This is a genomic window from Sulfitobacter sp. UBA1132 (genome assembly GCF_002311545.1).
GTDB lineage: Bacteria > Pseudomonadota > Alphaproteobacteria > Rhodobacterales > Rhodobacteraceae > Sulfitobacter > Sulfitobacter pontiacus.
Window position 1 is genome coordinate 226,435 of record NZ_DCAN01000019.1, and the last position, 18,129, is coordinate 244,563.

Annotated in this window: 14 protein-coding genes; 13 read left to right on the forward strand and 1 reads right to left on the reverse strand. The window is 60.7% G+C overall.

Annotated features, from left to right (window positions below):
• Nucleotides 1-9 precede the first annotated feature (9 nt).
• The 7 genes from B4F27_RS14900 to B4F27_RS14930 all read left to right on the forward strand — a co-directional run bounded on the left by B4F27_RS14900 (nt 10) and on the right by B4F27_RS14930 (nt 7,778).
• A complete protein-coding gene (locus B4F27_RS14900) occupies nt 10-912 on the forward strand; it encodes a DMT family transporter (RefSeq protein WP_286760014.1) in 903 nt (300 codons plus the stop codon).
• 12 nt (nt 913-924) lie between these two features.
• Nucleotides 925-1,530, forward strand: a complete 606-nt coding sequence (locus B4F27_RS14905; RefSeq protein WP_286760015.1) for an inner membrane-spanning protein YciB — start codon at nt 925-927, stop codon at nt 1,528-1,530.
• 263 nt (nt 1,531-1,793) lie between these two features.
• Entirely contained in the window at nt 1,794-2,978 is a 1,185-nt protein-coding gene (locus B4F27_RS14910) for an aminotransferase class V-fold PLP-dependent enzyme (protein WP_009824969.1), read from the forward strand.
• A 93-nt stretch (nt 2,979-3,071) separates the two neighbouring features.
• On the forward strand, nt 3,072-4,160 hold the full coding sequence (gene folE2, locus B4F27_RS14915; RefSeq protein ID WP_074634518.1) for a GTP cyclohydrolase FolE2: 1,089 nt from the start codon (nt 3,072-3,074) through the stop codon (nt 4,158-4,160).
• A gap of 227 nt (nt 4,161-4,387) precedes the next feature.
• Nucleotides 4,388-4,624 carry a hypothetical protein gene (locus B4F27_RS14920; protein WP_005854202.1) on the forward strand — a complete coding sequence of 79 codons (237 nt, stop codon included), beginning with the start codon at nt 4,388-4,390 and terminating at the stop codon, nt 4,622-4,624.
• A 113-nt stretch (nt 4,625-4,737) separates the two neighbouring features.
• Nucleotides 4,738-6,186, forward strand: a complete 1,449-nt coding sequence (locus B4F27_RS14925; protein WP_037945061.1) for a TrkH family potassium uptake protein — start codon at nt 4,738-4,740, stop codon at nt 6,184-6,186.
• A 44-nt stretch (nt 6,187-6,230) separates the two neighbouring features.
• On the forward strand, nt 6,231-7,778 hold the full coding sequence (locus tag B4F27_RS14930) for a 5-guanidino-2-oxopentanoate decarboxylase (RefSeq protein WP_414717707.1): 1,548 nt from the start codon (nt 6,231-6,233) through the stop codon (nt 7,776-7,778).
• Nucleotides 7,779-7,849: 71 nt separating this feature from the next.
• Here the strand turns inward: B4F27_RS14930 and B4F27_RS14935 are convergent, their stop codons facing one another.
• Complete coding sequence (locus tag B4F27_RS14935; protein ID WP_286760017.1) at nt 7,850-9,679, reverse strand: serine protease; 1,830 nt, start codon at nt 9,677-9,679, stop codon at nt 7,850-7,852.
• A 157-nt stretch (nt 9,680-9,836) separates the two neighbouring features.
• Between B4F27_RS14935 and B4F27_RS14940 the strand changes: the two genes are divergently transcribed.
• The 6 genes from B4F27_RS14940 (at nt 9,837) to B4F27_RS14965 (ending at nt 18,127) form a co-directional block, all read left to right on the forward strand.
• Nucleotides 9,837-10,775 (forward strand): glycine--tRNA ligase subunit alpha, encoded by a 939-nt coding sequence (locus B4F27_RS14940; RefSeq protein ID WP_005854198.1) that lies wholly within the window; start codon nt 9,837-9,839, stop codon nt 10,773-10,775.
• The gene (locus B4F27_RS14945) at nt 10,772-11,293 is read left to right on the forward strand and encodes a DUF6446 family protein (RefSeq protein ID WP_074634515.1); all 522 of its coding nucleotides are present in this window, start codon (nt 10,772-10,774) and stop codon (nt 11,291-11,293) included. The genes B4F27_RS14940 and B4F27_RS14945 overlap by 4 nt, the downstream gene beginning before the upstream one ends.
• 98 nt (nt 11,294-11,391) lie before the next feature.
• The gene (gene glyS / locus B4F27_RS14950) at nt 11,392-13,704 is read left to right on the forward strand and encodes a glycine--tRNA ligase subunit beta (protein ID WP_286760018.1); all 2,313 of its coding nucleotides are present in this window, start codon (nt 11,392-11,394) and stop codon (nt 13,702-13,704) included.
• A gap of 104 nt (nt 13,705-13,808) precedes the next feature.
• Nucleotides 13,809-16,331, forward strand: a complete 2,523-nt coding sequence (locus B4F27_RS14955) for a putative PEP-binding protein (RefSeq protein ID WP_180829350.1) — start codon at nt 13,809-13,811, stop codon at nt 16,329-16,331.
• A 128-nt stretch (nt 16,332-16,459) separates the two neighbouring features.
• Nucleotides 16,460-17,095: a cell wall hydrolase gene (locus B4F27_RS14960; RefSeq protein WP_286760019.1), complete on the forward strand. Its 636-nt coding sequence runs from the start codon at nt 16,460-16,462 to the stop codon at nt 17,093-17,095.
• Nucleotides 17,096-17,203: 108 nt separating this feature from the next.
• Nucleotides 17,204-18,127: a dihydroneopterin aldolase gene (locus B4F27_RS14965; RefSeq protein WP_037963988.1), complete on the forward strand. Its 924-nt coding sequence runs from the start codon at nt 17,204-17,206 to the stop codon at nt 18,125-18,127.
• Nucleotides 18,128-18,129 lie beyond the last annotated feature (2 nt).

Here is an 18,129-nt window from a genome sequence, read left to right on the forward strand (position 1 = left end):
TCCGGCGACATGACCGAATGGATCGCCCAGATCGAGGGCACAGCCGCCGGTCACCAAGCGGCGCTTTGGTTGGCGCTGGCTGCGGCCTTTTTGCATGCCGTTTTCGGCGCGCTTCAGAAAGGGCGGCATGATCCGTGGCTGACCCGCGGGGCCATCGACTTTTCCTATTGCCTGATGGCTGCTCCCTTTGCGCTGTTTGTCGTGCCCTGGCCCGAACCCCATATGTGGGTCATCTTTGCCGGGGCTTGGGCGATCCATATTGTGTACAAGCTGTTGCAGGCCTGGGCCTATACCAAGGGGGCCTATACGGTCGTCTACCCTGTGGTGCGCGGCACGGGGCCCTTGTTCACCGTGATCGGTGCATACCTCATTTTTGAAGAGAGCTTTTCGGGCGTTCAATGGCTGGGTGTGGCGGTGCTGGTGGCCGGTATCTTCGGGTTGGCGCTGTATAACTTTGTCTACCTCGTGTCCGAACGCGATACGCTGAACGCGGCCCTCGGGCTGGCAGTGCTGACGGGGCTTTTCGTGGCGCTTTATACCACATTCGACGCCTATGGCATCCGCGCGACGGACAACCCGTTTACCTTTTTGGCGTGGTTTTTCATGATCGACGGGCTGGTTATGCCCGTGATCGCCGCGCGCCGCTGGCTGCGGATGGAAGATCGCCCCGACCTTGGCCCGTTGATGACTCGTGGCGTGGCGGGTGGTTTTGTCGCCTTTTTCAGCTTTGGCTCGATCATGCTGGCGACCCGTCTGGACAAAGTGGGCGAGGCCGCCGTGCTGCGTGAAACCTCGACCGTGTTTGCGGCGCTGATCGGATGGTTGGTGCTGAAAGAAACCGTAGGCCCGCGCCGTATTGCCCTGATGGCGCTGATCGCGCTTGGTGCGGTGATCGTCGAAATGGGCGGATAACTGGAGAGCAAGATGAGCACGACACGCGAGATAAACCCTTTCGTCAAATCGGCGCTGGAATACGGGCCGGTGCTGATATTCTTTGTCGCTTATCTGCGCTACAAGGACGAGACCTTCACCCTGTGGGGCACCGACTACAGCGGCTTTATCGTGGTGACGGCAGCTTTTGTGCCACTGTTGATCTTGTCGACAGGCGCGCTGTGGGCGCTGACGGGCAAGATCAGCCGCATGCAGGTTGCCACGGTCATTCTGGTGACATTGTTCGGGGGGCTGTCGGTTTGGTTGAATGACGAGAGGTTCTTTAAAATGAAGCCGACCGCCATCTACCTTTTGTTTGCAGTGCTGCTGGCGATTGGTCTGGCGCGGGGGCAATCCTATCTCAAGTTCGTGATGGAAGAGATGATGCCTCTGAATGACGCCGGCTGGATGATCCTGACCAAACGGCTGATGCTATGCTTTTTCGGTCTGGCGCTCGCAAACGAGCTGATCTGGCGCTTTGCCAGCACCGAGACTTGGGTATATTTCAAGACCTTTGGGCTGACGGCGGCGGTGTTTGTGTTTTTCATGACGCAAGGGCGGCTGTTCCAGACCTATGGTTTGGAAAAAGACGAAAGCTAGGACGGGGGCCAGCCCCCGCTGCCCCGTATGGGGCAGCACCCCCGGGATTTACGGCCATTTGGAAGGCGGCTTGCTGTTAGAGTTGACGCGAGCCGGCGAGGGGCGTAGCAGATGACACGTGGCGATTTGATACCGGATTGCGGGCCACGGGCAGAGTAACCTGCCAAATTCCGCTAAAAGGTCAGGATGAAAGCCCCCTTTCGCTTGACCGCGTCTGGGGTTTTTTTACGCCCGCTGCACGGCGGGACAGGAAGGATGAGAGAATGAGCGTTGATTGGAAACCACGGACCAAGGCTGTTCACAGTGGCACCCGCCGCAGCCAGTATAACGAAGTGTCCGAGGCCGTGTTCCTGACACAGGGTTTTGTCTATGACAGCGCCGAACAGGCCGAGGCGCGGTTCCAGTCGCTGGGGGATGACGAGTTTATCTATGCCCGCTATGGCAATCCCACGGTGCGCATGTTCGAGGACCGGATCTCGGGGCTTTTGGGGTATGAGGATTGTTTCGCCTGTACCTCTGGTATGGCGGCGGTCAGCGGCGCGCTGACATCGCTGCTGAAAGCAGGCGATCACGTGGTCGCCGCGCGCGCGCTTTTCGGGTCGTGCCTGTATGTTCTGGAGGATATCTTGGCGCGTTTCGGGGTCGAGGTGACCTTGATCGACGGCACGGATAACGCGGCCTGGGATGCGGCCATTCGCCCTGACACGACCATGGTCTTCTTTGAGAGCATTTCGAACCCTACCCTGGAAGTCGTTGACATGCGCCATGTGGTGAAAGCGGCCCATGCCGTCGGCGCGCTGGTGCTAGCGGATGACGCGATGGCGACGCCGGTATTTTCCTATGCCAAGGAATGTGGTGCGGATATCGCCATTATCTCGACCACGAAACATGTGGACGGGCAGGGGCGTATGCTGGGCGGGGCAATTTGCGGCCCCAAGGAACTGATCCGCGGCCCCGTCGAAGCCTATATGAAGCACACTGGCGGCGCGATGAACCCGTTTACCGCCTGGACCCACCTCAAGGCGCTTGAAACCATCGACCTGCGTGTCCGTGCCCAAGCGGATGCCGCCTATAAGATCGCAGATGCGCTGAACGGGCACCCCAAGCTGAGCGCTGTGCGCTATCCCACACACACCAGCCATCCGCAGCACGCGCTCGCCACGTCTCATGCGCCGTCGGCGGGGACTGTCTTGGCGGTAGAGGTCAAGGGCGGCAAGGACGCGTGTTTTGCATTCCTTAATGCGCTCGAGATTATCACCATCTCGAACAACTTTGCCGATGCGAAATCCATTGCGACCCATCCGGCGACCACCACGCACCAGCGTTTGCCGGATGACCAGAAAGCTACGCTGGGGATCAGCCCCGGCCTTGTGCGCTTGTCTGCGGGGCTTGAGGACGTGGATGATCTGATCGCCGATATCCGTCAGGCGCTGGACACATTGAAGTGATCACTCGGGGGCTTTGCCTGCTTGGCTGGACGGAGCATTGGTAAAGCCCCCGATATCGCCTATGTAGGGGGCAACTTGCGAAAGGGCCTTGCTATGAATATCGCCGCGACAGTGATACCGGACCGTGATGATGCGGTTGCGGCACTTGATACGTTGCGTGCCTGGGCGCGCAAGGCCAGCGCCGCGGAGATTGAGACGCTGGACCCGTCGCTGGCCCGTCTGCTGCAAAGCGCCGAAAGCTACCCGCAGTTCAGCCGCGATTATCCCAGTGATTTTGCTGTGGGAGATAACTACAAGGCCACGCTGCCCGATCTGCAAAACGGCCCGTCGAGCCTGATCCGTGGTGCGAAACAGCAGATCCAGCATGTGGGGATATCGAACTTTCGGTTGCCCATGCGGTTTCACACCCGCGAGGGCAGCGATCTGACGCTCGAGACATCGGTCACCGGATCGGTCAGCCTTGAGGCGGATAAGAAGGGCATCAACATGTCCCGCATCATGCGCAGTTTCTATAAACATGCCGATGAGGTGTTCAGCTTCGAGGTGATGGAAGCTGCGTTGGATGATTATAAGTCCGACCTTGAAAGTTATGATGCTCGCATCCAGATGCGGTTCTCTTTTCCGGTGCGCATCGACAGCTTACGGTCGGGGCTGTCGGGGTACCAGTATTACGACATCGCGCTTGAGCTGGTCGAGGCCGAAGGTGCGCGCAAGAAGATCATCCACCTTGATTACGTCTATTCCTCTACCTGTCCCTGTTCGCTGGAGCTGTCCGAACATGCCCGTGCGACACGGGGGCAGCTTGCCACGCCGCATTCGCAACGCTCTGTCGCGCGGATCTCGGTCGAGGTGAACTGCGAGGAAAGCTGCCTGTGGTTCGAAGACCTGATCGACGCGGCGCGGCGCGCGGTGCCGACAGAAACGCAGGTGATGGTCAAACGCGAGGACGAACAGGCGTTTGCCGAGCTGAACGCCGCTAACCCGATCTTTGTCGAAGACGCGGCGCGGCTGTTCTGCGAGCAGTTGCAAGCCGAACCGCGGGTGCGTGATTTTCGCGTTGTGGCCAGCCACCAAGAAAGCCTGCACAGTCATGATGCGATCTCTGTTCTGACGCAGGGCGATACCTTTGCGGCTCAAAGCATCGACCCCAGACTGTTCAGCACGCTGTTTCACGTCGGCTGATGTTCGCACGGTTTTAGGGCAGTTACTCTGACATGTTTTCATTCTGCGCATTTATTGCGCGGAGGTTTGTGGTGCTTGCTTGAAACATGCACAAAGCCATGCTGCGATGCGGCATCTTCGGGATGCTGCTATGCAGAAACGTCGGTTCTCATTGGGGATTGCTTCGTTATATTAAGAGGCAGAACAAGGTAACCGGCAGAAATGCCAAGATAAATCGAGAGTTTATTATGGCTTACAACAGCACAATTTCGCAAAGCAACGTCCCCACCATCAAAGCTCCCTTCGCCGTCATCGGCGGGTTTTTTGCTGCCATCTGGAACGGTTTGATCGCAGCGGGTGCGAACTCGGGCCGGATGCGTCAGGTGACATTCCTGCAGTCCAAGACCGACGAAGAGCTGGCCGCGATGGGTATCAAGCGTGATGACATCGTGCACCATGTTTTCCGCGACACATATTACGTCTGATCGGTTTACAGGTTGAGTATTGACGGCCCGGGTGTGTCTTGCCCGGGCCGTTTTGCGTTTTACCGCAGGGCGTGTCCTTGACACCGGCGCGCCGCCGCGCCAACGCTGCGCAGATGTTGGATTTGCGCCCAGTTGGATATGTCATCGGCCTGTTGGTGTCGGTGCTTGGCATCGCGATGATTGTGCCAATGTTGGTCGATATTGCCGAAGGGCGCGGCCATTGGCCCGTCTTCGTCGAGGCCGGGCTGATCACCATGCTGGGGGGCAGCATGATCGCGCTGGCCTGTGCCAACGGGGTCAGGGAAGGGCTGACGATCCAGCAGACCTTTTTGCTGACGACGGCCGTGTGGCTGATGCTGCCGTTGTTCGGCGCGCTTCCGTTCATGCTGGGCGCGACAGAGGCGCGTTTCGTCGATGCGGTGTTCGAGGCCATGTCGGGCATGACCACCACCGGATCTACGGTGTTTTCCGGGCTTGATGATCTGCCCAAGGGGCTGTTGTTGTGGCGTGCGATCCTGCAGTGGCTGGGCGGCATCGGTATCATTGTTGTGGCGATGGTGTTCCTGCCCGAACTGCGCGTCGGTGGTATGCAGATCTTCAAGTCGGAAGCTTTTGATACCTTTGGTAAAATCCTCCCGCGGGCCGGGCAGATCGCCAGCCAGATCTCGGTCATTTATGTCTGGCTGACCTTCGCCTGTGCGCTGACCTATCTGACCTTGGGGATGAACGTCTTTGACGCGACGGTCCACGCGCTGACCACCGTGTCTACGGGCGGGTTTTCAAATTATGACGCCTCTTTCGGTACCTTTAGCGGCAATGCGGAATATGCGGCGTCGATCTTCATGGTGCTCGCGGCGCTGCCTTTCGTGCGCTATGTGCAACTGCTGAACGGCAACCCTTTGGCCCTGCATCGTGATCCGCAGGTAAAGGGTTTCTTGCTGACGATTGCGGTGCTGGTGGGGCTGATCTTTATCTCTATTCAGTCGGTCTTTCCGCATCATTGGGAGCAATCCCTGCGCGAGGCGCTGTTCAACATCACTTCAATCATTTCGGGCACGGGCTTTGCCTCGGTCGATTATATGACCTGGGGGCCGTTTCCCGTGGCGCTGTTTTTCTTTACGGGGCTGATTGGCGGCTGCGCGGGGTCCACCGCCTGTTCGATCAAGATCTTCCGCTATCAGCTGTTGTTCGCATCCATCCGTGCGCAGTTGCAGCGAATCCGGTCACCCCACGGCATCTTTACCCCGCGCTATGACGGTCGCCCGATCAGCGGCGATGTCATGATCTCGGTCATGTCGTTTTTCATGTTCTTCACGCTGACACTAGGGCTGGTGGCCGTGGCGCTCAGCATGACGGGGCTGGATTTCGTGACCTCGATCTCGGGGGCGGGGGCGGCCTTGGGGAACATCGGGCCGGGTTTGGGCAAGATCATCGGGCCGGCGGGCAATTTCAGCACCCTTAACGACACAGCCAAATGGATCCTGACCGCCGCGATGCTGGTCGGGCGGCTGGAGCTTATGGCGGTATACGTCATTCTGACATTCAAATTCTGGAGAGCATAATGAGCGCAGTACAAACCCGTCCTTTGGGGGCACAGATTTCTCATATGCTCAAGTCTCGCGGGGTAGAGGTGATCTTTGGCATCCCCGGCGTGCATAACCAAGAGATGTACCGCGGGATCGAGGAAGCAGGGCTGACCCATGTGCTGGCGCGGCACGAACAGGGGGCGGGCTTTATGGCAGATGGCTATGCCCGGGCCACAGGCAAGCCGGGGGTCGCCTATGTGATCACCGGCCCGGGGCTGTGCAATGTGATGACGCCGATGGGACAGGCCTACAGCGATTCCGTGCCGGTGCTGGTGTTGTCCTCCTGTCTGGATGAAACGGCGGCGCGGAAGGGGCAGCTGCACCAGATGAACGATCAGCGCGCGGCGGCGGAAACCGTGTGCGATTGGTCCGAAATGGCGCTGACGGCACCGGCGGCCTACCAGTTGATCGACCGTGCCCTGACCGAATTTGCCACCAGCCGCCCGCGCTCCAAGCATATTTCTGTTCCCATTCACCTGCTGGAGGCGGAGGCCGCCCCCGCGCACGCCCTTGCCGTCAGCGCGACCTTGCCGGCGGTGCCTTCTGCGCAGATCGACCTTCTGGCGGAAAAGCTGGCCGCAGCGCAAAAGCCGCTGTTCATCTTTGGTGGTGGTGCCGTTGGCATTCAGAACGTTGACGCCCTGCTGGCCCGCTGGCAGGCAGCGAGCCTGACGACCTATGCCGGACGCGGCATCGTCTCGCCCGGAGCGCCGCTGCATTTAGGCGCCTATCTCGCGCGAGAAAGCAGCGTGGATGTGATCGCGCAGGCGGATCTTGTGATCGCCGTCGGGACCGAACTGGCAGAGGTGGACCTCTGGCGCGATCATCTGGGGCATTCAGGTGAACTGGTGCGCGTTGATATTGATCCGTCGGTTCTGGCGGACCCGCAAGCGGCACCCTTTGCCATCCTTGGGGATGCGGTACAGGTAATGGCCGCGCTTGACGCTGCCTTGCCGGACGAACGCACAGCAGCGGGTTGGAATGCAGCCGAGGTGGCAGGCTGGCGCAAGCGCTGGCGGTCAGAAGTGGACATGGAGCGTCCGGGCATCCTTGCCGTGGTGGACGCGGTGAAGGCTGCGACGCCCGAAGGCACGATGATCTACTCGGACATGACCCAATTCGCCTATGCCGCGACAGAAGTCTGGGAAATGGATCGCCCCGGATATTGGCATCATCCTTACGGGTTCGGCACGCTTGGCTACGCAACACCTGCTGCGATTGGTGGGGCCATTGGCCGCCCCGGACTGCCGACCATGGCGATCATCGGGGATTATGGCTTTCAGTACACGGTGCAGGAACTGGGGGCTGCGGTAGAGCTGGGGCTGCCCTTGCCGATCATCCTGTGGGACAATGGCAAACTAGGCGAAATCGAAGACAGCATGACCCGCGCGCAGATCGCGCCAAACGCGGTCATCGCTCATAATCCCGATTTTTGCAAACTGGCCGAAGCTTATGGAGCCTATGCTGCGGCACCGAAATCGCTGGAGGAGCTGCCAGAGGTCCTGGCGCAAGCCTTTAAGGCCGACCGCCCGACGTTGATCTATCTGACGCCCCAGACCGCAGTCTGATCAAGGGCGCTGCCCGAGGCGGTTCAAACGACTGACCCCGATCCCCCGTTAAACGGGGGATCGGGTTTTTTTTATTCCCAACAGCTGACCAATACGGTCATGCCCTTGGCTTTTTCACGCAGGTCCTGCGGCTTGATCGTGGTGCTGCTGGCCGTGGTATCAACGGTGACACCGGCCTTTTGCGCAAGCTCTGCGATGACCTTGGATTCAACCGCAAAGGCGACATCTTCGGGCAATTCGCGTGCGCCATTGGCACGGGGCAGCAACATGCCCAAGACCCGCCCGTCACGATCCAGAATCGGACCGCCCGCGTCCCCGCTGCGGGCTTCTAGCGCGAGGCGGGCGATGTTCTCTTCGCCTTGCAGCCCACGCACATCGGCCAGCGTGCCATAGGTCACCGTCGCAGATCCAAGCACGCCTTCATAGGGGAAACCCGCAACCGCGATTTCGGACTGCAAACGGGGGGGCACGGTGTTGAACGCCGCCACATCCAATGGCGAAAGCGCTGCGCGGGGTTTCAGCAGGCTGATCCCGCTGGCCGCATCATCAACAACCACATCAAGCTCTGTCTCGTCGTCCAGTGTCAGACGACCACAGCTTTGCACCGCCTCGGATGTGGTGGCAACAGTACCGCGCCCATCAATGAAGAAGCCCGAGCGCGAGATTTTCGGCGACCGGATTTGCAGACCCGACACCAGATCGACAGCCTGACGGTCGCCCCCCCCCGCTGCGGCATCCAGCGTACCGGGCAGGCGGGTGAAGGATTTCGTCATCTCGGCAATTACGCGGCGGCGGCGGTCTTCGTCCCCGGCGGGCCAGATGAGGGTGAAGCCCTTGATCTCGCCATTCTGCAGCGACACCTGCGTCTGGCTGACGATGCGGCCGTTCTCGCCGATCAGCTCGAAACTGTCGGACTTCCGCTCGCGCGGGCCTTCTTCGGGGACGATTTCAAGGGTCTGCATGATGTCATACAGGCCAAAGAGCGTATCCTGATCGCCCGCCTGACTGATCAGCAGAACCCGCGCGTCGATGTCGCCGGTGCCATTGTAATGAGCGAAGGGGGGCTCGAACCGGTCAAACCCCACGATCTTGGTCGGCATCACCATCTCGATCCCCGCGTCGGCGTTGCGCACGACCTGCAGGCCCAGACCTTCGAGCACGGCGTTATATTGTTTCAGAAGGGCGGCGCGTTGCAGCGTTGTCAGCACGCCGGTGGCGTCATAGCCGTTGGCCCCTTGCCAATCGGCCATAGACCCCCGCGTACCCCGCCCGAAGGCACCGTCGATCGCGGCATTGTAAAACCCGGCCCACTTCAGCGCGACCTGCAGCTGTTCGCGCGCTTCGCGGTCAAGATCCCGTTCGCTGGCGCGCGCTTCGGCCAGGGTTTCGTCACGTGGTGGTTCTGGCAGGACGGGGACTTGCGTGGTTTCTGCTTCTGCGGTGGCGGTGTTCTCTTGCTCCAGCGCTTCGCTGGCGGGGGGCAGGGTGGTTTGCGTGATCTCACTGTCTGTCTGCGTATCGGTGGGGGATGCAGGTTCAACCGGTGCGATCAGCGGAATGTTCAGGACGTTCGCGCCCACGGGCCAGAACTGCTGCTGGAACCGTTCAGAAAGCTGGATAAAGCTGTCGCGCGGAATCACCCCGTCCCGGCGGTAGCGGCGCAACAACAGCTCTGCGTCATCACGGCGATAGGGGCCGACCGCGATTCCATACCAGCTGCCGCCCAAGGCAAAGCCGTTCACATCCTCAAGATTGGCGCTATAGGCACGTGCGCGATCGGTCGCCGCGGCCAGATTGGGCTGGGCTTCGACCTGTATCCAAACCACATCATCGGCAGACTGTGCAAAGGCAAACGGGGCAATAAACAAGGCGGCGATCAGGGCCGCAAACAGTCGCGTCATAGGTATGGGTACTCTCAAGGATTTAAACTTGCAGTAGATAAGCAGGAACCTGTGCAAAATACCATGCTTGAGACAGCGCAAATCATCACAAAGCTGCCAATTGACCCTACCGCGACAGCACCTTAGGAAAGGCGCGCAGCAGCAAAGGCAAAATCTTATGTCCGACCCGGTCCAGCGCCCCCGTTCATTTCAGGAAATCATCCTCGCCCTACAGTCCTATTGGGCGCGTCAGGGCTGTGCGGTCCTGCAACCCTACGACATGGAAGTCGGTGCGGGTACGTTCCACCCGGCCACGACCCTGCGCGCGCTTGGCACCAACCCTTGGGCCGCCGCCTATGTGCAGCCCTCGCGCCGTCCGACCGACGGGCGTTATGGGGAAAACCCCAACCGTCTGCAGCATTACTACCAGTTTCAGGCGCTGATCAAACCCAGCCCGCCCAACCTGCAAGAGCTCTACCTCGGATCGCTTGAGGCGATCGGGATCGATATGGCGCTGCATGACATCCGCTTTGTCGAGGATGACTGGGAAAGCCCCACTTTGGGCGCGTGGGGACTGGGCTGGGAAGTCTGGTGTGATGGCATGGAAGTGTCGCAGTTTACCTATTTCCAGCAGGTCGGCGGCCATGATTGCCACCCTGTATCGGGCGAGCTGACCTACGGGCTCGAGCGTTTGGCAATGTATGTTCTGGGCGTCGATCACGTGATGGACATGCCCTTTAACAGCCCCGACGCGCCGATCCCGCTGACCTATGGTGATGTGTTCAAACAGACAGAGGAAGAATACGCCCGCTGGAACTTTGATGTCGCCAATACCGACGTGCTGCTGGACCACTTTGTCGAGGCCGAGAACGAGTGCAAGGCGATCCTTGCGCAAGACGCCGTGGACCCCAAGACCGGCAAGCGCATCGTGATGGCGCACCCCGCCTATGACCAATGCATCAAGGCAAGCCACATCTTCAACCTGCTGGACGCACGCGGTGTCATCTCGGTGACAGAGCGTCAGGCTTATATCGGGCGGGTGCGCACCCTTGCCAAAGCCTGCGCTGACGCCTTTGTTCAGACACGGGCCGGCGGTTGGTCGGAAAACGCGGCATGAACGGTAAAATTGTAGGAGGCGTCATCTTGGTTGCAGCAGCCATTGCGGGTCTCGCGCTTTATTATCTACAGGTCTACGGCTATTATCACGAGGCAGCGGCACCGGATGAGGGCGTCTCGCTGGTGTCGATCTCCAGCAATGCGTCCGAGCCGATCCTGACCGACAATTTCCGCGCCATCGACGCCGACAGCTCGCCCATCCGCTACCGCGCATGTTTCGACACCTCGCTCAGCCTCGCCATGCTGTCCGAAACCTATGTCGTCAGCGACGAGGTCACGCCGCGCAATGCACCGGGCTGGTTCGACTGTTTCGACGCCAAGGCCATCGCAGAAGAGATCGAGGCAGGCACGGCGCTGACCTTTCTGGGCCAGAAGAACGTGCATTTCGGCGTAGACCGTATCGTTGCGATCACTTCGGACGGGCGCGGCTATGTCTGGCACGAGCTGAACGATTGTGGCGACAAAGCCTATGATGGCACCGTGGTGGGCGAAGCTTGCCCGGAACGCCCCGCCGACTGATCCGACCCGGATCGACCGGCCCTTTGACATAAGCGCTGTTTGCGCGACACATATTTAACCGCACCCAAGCGACACGCGGCCCCGAAAGGTACGAACCCATGCCCGACCTCCTGATAGAGCTTTTCTCGGAAGAAATTCCCGCCCGCATGCAGGCGCGCGCGGCGGATGATCTAAAGAAACTGGTGACGAACGGTCTGGTGGATGCGGGGCTGACCTATGCCTCTGCCGCGGCCTTTTCGACGCCGCGTCGCCTGACCCTGACCGTCGAAGGGATGCTGGACGCCAGCCCGTCGCTGGTCGAGGAACGCAAAGGCCCCAAGGCCGACGCGCCGGAAAAAGCCATCGAAGGGTTTCTGCGCGGCGCAGGGCTGACCCGCGACCAGCTGGAAGAGCGCGACACGCCCAAGGGCAAGATCCTGTTTGCCATGATCAACAAGCCGGGCCGTCCCGCAGCCGAGATCGTGGCCGAGGTGCTGGAAACCACCATTCGCAACTTCCCATGGCCCAAATCCATGCGGTGGGGCAGTGGCAGCTTGCGGTGGGTGCGCCCGTTGCATTCGATCCTGTGTATCCTGTCGGCTGAAGATGGCGCGCAGACCGTGCCCTTGACCATCGACGGGATCACCGCAGGCGACACAACGCGCGGGCACCGCTTTCTGGCCACCGATACAATCACCGTCAGCAGCTTTGACGATTACAGCGCCAAGCTGAAACGCGCGTTTGTCGTGCTCGACCCGGCAGAGCGGCGCGATACGATCTGGAACGACGCGACCAATATGGCCTTTGCCAACGGGCTTGAGGTGGTCGAGGATGCGGGGCTGCTGGCCGAGGTCGCAGGGCTGGTGGAATATCCCGTCGTGCTGATGGGGCAGATTGGCGATGATTTCCTTGGTCTGCCGCCCGAGGTGCTGCAAACCTCGATGAAAGAGCACCAGAAGTTCTTTTCCGTGCGCAACCCCAAGTCGGGCCGCATCGAACGCTTTGTCACCGTCGCCAACCGCACCACCGCCGACGATGGCGCGACCATTCTGGCAGGCAATGAAAAAGTGCTCTCTGCACGTCTGTCGGACGCCAAATTCTTCTGGGAAAACGATCTGCGCATCGCGCAATCGGAGGCCGGAATGCAGACCTGGGTGGACCGTCTGTCCAACGTGACCTTCCACAACAAGCTGGGCACACAGGCAGAGCTGATCTCGCGCATGGAAGCACTGGCTGGTGAGCTCGCCCCGATGGTCGGGGCCGACGCAGACGAGGCCCGCGCCGCCGCCCGTTTCGCCAAGGCCGATCTGTCGTCCGAAATAGTCTATGAATTCCCCGAACTTCAGGGCCTTATGGGCAGCTACTATGCCAAAGCCGCCGGCAAGTCCGAGGCCATCGCCGCCGCCGCCCAAGACCACTATGCGCCGCTGGGTCCATCCGACGACGTGCCAACCGCGCCCGTGTCTATCGCCGTGGCGCTGGCAGAGAAAATCGACAAGCTGACCGGCTTCTGGGCGATTGATGAAAAGCCGACCGGGAGCAAAGATCCGTTTGCGCTGCGTAGGGCGGCCTTGGGCGTTATTCGGATTTTGGTTGAGAATGATTTGAGTTTGCCTGTACAGCGCGCCCTAGTTGATGGCCTTTCAAATAGAGTTGATCAAGATATCGAAAGTAGGGTGTCGAAGCTGGCAGTGGAGCTAACAGAGAATTTTTCTGAGGTCGGAAGTGTACTTGCTGAGTTGGAAGCAACCAAGTCTAAAGAACCAAAACACCTTTACGACATACTGGAACGTAGTGAAGAACTTCAGGCCCAGAACGAAATAACTTCCGAACAAGCGAGAGATTTGGCGGAAACCTACTTCTCCAGAGCATCGCAAGTTGAATACCAGACTCATGGTTTTGTTTCTGAAAACCTTCTCTCCTTCCTCCACGACCGTCTCAAAGTGTACCTCAAGGACCAAGGCGTCCGTCATGACATCATCGACGCTTGCATCGCCATGCCGCAGAACGACGACCTGACCCTGCTGGTCAAACGCGCCAAGGCGCTGAGCGAGACGTTGAAAACCGACGATGGGGAAAACCTGATCCAGGGGTTCAAGCGCGCCAACAACTTCCTGAGCCAAGCCGAGGATGCGGATGGGGTGGAATACTCCTTTGGCGCGGACATCAAGTTTGCCGAGACCGACGAAGAGCGCGCGTTGTTTGCCGCCCTTGATACCGCAGAGGCGCAGATCAAACCGGCGATGGAGGCACAGGATTTCGGCACAGCCATGTCCGCGATGGCGTCCTTGCGCGGGCCGATTGATGCCTTCTTTGACGCGGTGCAGGTGAACTCTGACAACGCAACAGTCCGGCGCAACCGGTTGAACCTGCTCAGCCGTATCCGCACGATCTGTAGCTCGGTCGCGGATCTGACAAAAATCGACGGGTAACGCAGCAGACCCGACACGTGGGCAAGGCGATCACGCCTTGCCACACCACGGCGAAAGCCTATGCTGCGCAGGAACCAAAAGGTGCCGCAGTGCAGAAAATCGCCATGACAACCCTTGTGACCCAAACCGCCCCCATCGCGAATGATACGCATGGGGGGCGTGCGAAATGTCTGCAACGTCTGGTCCGTCTCGATCTGCCGGTGCCGCGCACCGTGGCGCTGCCCTTTGATGTCGTGCTCGAGATTGCGCAGGGGCAGATCCCCGATCTGCAAGCGGTCGCCGATGAATTCCCCCAAGACGCGCTGCTATGCGTGCGCCCCTCTAGCCAGGACCCGGATTGGGGCGGGCCGGGGGCGGTGATGAACATCGGCATGAACGATGACCGCTATGCCGACTATTGCGAACGTATGGGCGAGGGGCCCGCATCGGCGCTTTATACCCGTTTCGTGCAATCCTATGCCGTCAATGTGGCGCGGCTGGACCCCGATATGTTCGACGACGTCGAAGGCGACGGGCGCGAGGCGCTGCTGCAATCCCTGCGCGCCTACGAGCTGGAGACCGAAGAAAGCTTTCCCCAGGACCGTGTGACCCAATTGACCGCCGTGCTCAGTTCCATGGCGCGGGCGTGGGAGGGCACCTCGGCGCGGCTGTTGCGCCAGGCCAAGGGGGCGCCTGCAGATGCGGGGCTGGGCCTGATCGTGCAGCAGATGGTGTTCGGTGTGGGCACGGGGATTTGCGGCTCGGGCGTGTTGCAACTGGTGGACAGCACTACCGGCCTGCCTCAGATCACCGGGCGGTACCTGAGCCAGTCGCAGGGGCGCGACGCCTTGCAGGACACGGCCGATGCGCTTTACCTGACGCGCGATCCACGCGGACCGTCGCTTGAGGAACACGCCCCCGAAGCTTTCGAGATGCTCAAACAGCACGCGGCGCTGATGCGGGTGCGGCTGCGCGCCGAGATGCAGGTGGAATTCGTCATCTCTGACGGAGAGTTGTTTATCCTTGATGGCGTGCGCGTGTCGCGGTCCTCGCGGGCGGCGGTGCGGATCGCGGTGGCGCTGGCAGACGAAGGGATCATCCCCCGTGAAGAGGCGCTGATGCGTGTCCAGCCCCGCACCCTGACAGAGCTGTTGCACCGGCAGGTTGACCCACGGGTGAAACGCGATGTGATCGGGCGCGGCATTGCCGCCAGCCCCGGTGCCGCCACCGGCCGGATCGTGTTCAACGCGAATGACGCGCAAGCCAGTGCCGCACGGGGCGAGAAATGTATTCTGGTGCGCCGCGAAACCTCGCCCGAGGATATTCGCGGGATGCATGCCGCCCAAGCCGTGCTGACCGAACGCGGTGGGATCACCAGCCACGCCGCGGTGATCGGGCGGGGCATGGGCTTGCCCTGCGTCGTCGGTGCCTCGTCGATGCGTTTCGATCTGGTCAAGGGGGTGATCACGGCCCCCGACGGGCGGATGTTCAAGGCAGGCGATGAAATTACCCTCGACGGCACCTCGGGAGAGGTGCTGTGCGGGGCCGCGGATATGCTTGAGCCGCTGCTGGACGCGACCTTCCAAAAGCTCATGTCCTGGGCCGAAGACGCGGCCGACATCGGGATACGTGCCAACGCCGACACCCCCGCCGACGCACAAACCGCGCGCAATTTTGACGCGCAGGGGATCGGGCTGTGCCGGACAGAGCATATGTTCTTTGACCCCAGCCGCCTGACCGTGATGCGCGAGATGATCTTTGCCGATACCAGCGAAGGCCGCCGCGCCGTGCTAGAACGCTTGCTGCCCATGCAACGCGATGATTTCATTCAGCTTTTCCGCATCATGCAGGGTCAGCCGGTGTGCATCCGTCTGTTCGATCCGCCCTTGCACGAATTCCTGCCCTCGACCCGCACTGGTCAACGCGATCTGGCCGAGGCGCTGGATTTGCCGCTGTCCAATGTGACCCGCCGGATCGAGGCGATGACCGAATATAACCCGATGCTCGGCCTGCGCGGCGTGCGTCTTGGCGTGACGGTGCCCGAAATCTACGAGATGCAGGCCCGTGCGATCTTTGAGGCTACGATCGAAGCCAGCCGCGATGGCGACCCCGTGGTGCCCGAGATCATGATCCCGCTTGTTTCGGCCAAACGCGAGGTTGAACTGATCAAAGCCAGCGTCGACAAGATCGCAACGGCGGTGAAATCCGAACGCGGCGCGAGCTTTACCTACCGTTTGGGCGTGATGGTCGAAACGCCCCGTGCCGCCCTGCGCGCCGGAGAGATTTCGCCCCATTGTTCCTTCCTCAGTTTCGGGACAAACGACCTGACGCAGATGACCTATGGGTTGAGCCGTGATGACGCGGGACGGTTCATGTCGACCTACGTGCAGCAGGGCGTTTTCCCCGAAGATCCGTTCCATATGCTGGACCGTGACGGCGTCGGAGAGCTGCTTCAGCTTGGTGCCGCGCGGGGGCGGGAAGCACAACCTGGGATTACCTTGTCGATCTGCGGAGAGCACGGCGGCAACCCCGAATCGATTGCTTTTTGCCGTGCAGCGGGTTTCGACTACGTTTCTTGCTCACCTTTCCGTGTTCCGGTGGCCAGATTGGCGGCGGCTCAACTCGCCATCGCGGACAAGATCGGGTAGTTTTGCGCGGCTGATCGCCTAGATGTTGTGTTCCTGTGCGGGTTCCCGCGCAGGCGGTTTCGGCAGGGTTTACGCTTGGTGCCAGTTTGGGTAGGGGGCGCTGTCCGAAACTAGTTGCGAGGCGCTCAATGCGTTCTTTTCAGAAATTCTCGTCCTGCGCCCTGCTGGCGCTGTCTTTGCTTGCTCCTGCCGTGGCGTCCGCCAGCCCGCAACAGGCCAAAGCACTGGCTGACATCGAAGCCAAAGGGCTGCGCTCTGTCGGGTCGGAACGTCTGGAAAGCATGATCGCATCGAACAACGCAAGCGAGGTGGAATTCACCCGCGCATGGCTGGCCGAACAGCCGAAAGCATCGGGCGGCGAACAATGGCGCTGTCTGGCAGAGGCGCTGTACTTTGAAGCGCGCGGCGAGACGGTGAAGGGCCAGTTCGCTGTGGCCGAAGTGATCATGAACCGTGTGAAATCCGCGCAGTTTCCCGGGTCTTTGTGCAGCGTGATCAATCAGGGAACGGGTCGTAAATATCAGTGCCAGTTCACCTACACCTGCGATGGCAATGCCGAAGTGATATCAGAGCCGCGCGCCTATGTGCAGGTCGGCAAGGTCGCGCGGGCGGTGCTGGACGGCAAGGCACCATCGCTGACAGGGGGGGCGACGTATTATCATACCACCGCCGTGAGCCCCCGTTGGTCGCGCGTCTTTACCCGCACCACCAAGATCGGCGTGCACATGTTCTATCGTGACGGCGTTCAGACCGCGTCGAACTAAGCGGCGTTTCTGTCGTCTTTGACGGCTGGCCAGCCGTGTCTGGCTTTGGTACATCCGCGCAAACGGTCTAGGATCGTTTGCGAGTGAGACAAGCAAAGGCCCAAACCCATGACAAGTGACACGCGGCTTGCCTTTGCGCACCCGTCCGAACGCGCTGCTGCGACGGCGGGGCCTGAACCTCTGGACCGGATTTCCCTACGCGATCATATCGTTGAGGTCGAGATCGGTGCCTTTCAGGCCGAACGTGGCGTAACGCAGCGCATCTGTTTCAATGTCGTCGTCGAGGTGCAGCCGCTGACCGGCCCCGTGGACGACGATGTGGACCGTATCCTGTCCTACGACCGCGTGACCGAAGCGATCGCCTACGAGCTGTCGGACGAACGGCTGAACCTGCTCGAGACGCTGGCCGAACGGGTCGCGGATCGTATCCTGCTGGAACGGCAAGCGATGCGGGTGTTTGTGCGCATCGAAAAGCTGGACCGTGGCCCCGGTGCTTTGGGCGTCGAGATCGTGCGCGCCCGCGATGATACCCCCGACAGTCAGGCCGAGGCGCGCGAGGTGCCACACCCCGAGCTGGTCTATCTGAGCAATGATGCCATCGCCTCGCCGCATCTGGCGGGGTGGCTGGACCAGTTGCACCAGATGGGGCGGCCCCTGATCCTATGTGTCGGCGCTTCGGACACCGCCGCGCCGCAGGTCGGGCATAAAATGGCGCAGCGCCGCATTGATCTGCTGGCGATTGAACAGAACGCCTGGGTGCTGGCCGCAAAGGATGATCGCTGTGTTGTGGTGGCGACGCGGACAGAGCTGGATTGGGCAATGAAGAACGGTCAGACGAGCGTTTGGGCCCCGTCGAAAATCGTGCTTGATAGCGTTGATACCCCGTCGGCGCAACCGCGCGATGCAGTGGCCTTGGCCGCGTGGTTCGCCGCCAGCTTCGACGCGACAGAGATGTTGGTGATCGGGGCGGACCTGCCGGCTGACGCCTCTGTTCCGCTGCGCGCCGTAGCGGTAGACCAAGGCAGTCTGTGAGA

Coding starts and splice junctions, on each gene's coding strand:
- B4F27_RS14900 (WP_286760014.1), top strand. CDS start 10: ATGACCGAATGGATCGCCCAGATCGAGGGCACAGCCGCCGGTCACCAA.
- B4F27_RS14905 (WP_286760015.1), top strand. CDS start 925: ATGAGCACGACACGCGAGATAAACCCTTTCGTCAAATCGGCGCTGGAA.
- B4F27_RS14910 (WP_009824969.1), top strand. CDS start 1,794: ATGAGCGTTGATTGGAAACCACGGACCAAGGCTGTTCACAGTGGCACC.
- folE2 (WP_074634518.1), top strand. CDS start 3,072: ATGAATATCGCCGCGACAGTGATACCGGACCGTGATGATGCGGTTGCG.
- B4F27_RS14920 (WP_005854202.1), top strand. CDS start 4,388: ATGGCTTACAACAGCACAATTTCGCAAAGCAACGTCCCCACCATCAAA.
- B4F27_RS14925 (WP_037945061.1), top strand. CDS start 4,738: ATGTTGGATTTGCGCCCAGTTGGATATGTCATCGGCCTGTTGGTGTCG.
- B4F27_RS14930 (WP_414717707.1), top strand. CDS start 6,231: ATGCTCAAGTCTCGCGGGGTAGAGGTGATCTTTGGCATCCCCGGCGTG.
- B4F27_RS14935 (WP_286760017.1), bottom strand. CDS start 9,679: ATGACGCGACTGTTTGCGGCCCTGATCGCCGCCTTGTTTATTGCCCCG.
- B4F27_RS14940 (WP_005854198.1), top strand. CDS start 9,837: ATGTCCGACCCGGTCCAGCGCCCCCGTTCATTTCAGGAAATCATCCTC.
- B4F27_RS14945 (WP_074634515.1), top strand. CDS start 10,772: ATGAACGGTAAAATTGTAGGAGGCGTCATCTTGGTTGCAGCAGCCATT.
- glyS (WP_286760018.1), top strand. CDS start 11,392: ATGCCCGACCTCCTGATAGAGCTTTTCTCGGAAGAAATTCCCGCCCGC.
- B4F27_RS14955 (WP_180829350.1), top strand. CDS start 13,809: ATGACAACCCTTGTGACCCAAACCGCCCCCATCGCGAATGATACGCAT.
- B4F27_RS14960 (WP_286760019.1), top strand. CDS start 16,460: ATGCGTTCTTTTCAGAAATTCTCGTCCTGCGCCCTGCTGGCGCTGTCT.
- B4F27_RS14965 (WP_037963988.1), top strand. CDS start 17,204: ATGACAAGTGACACGCGGCTTGCCTTTGCGCACCCGTCCGAACGCGCT.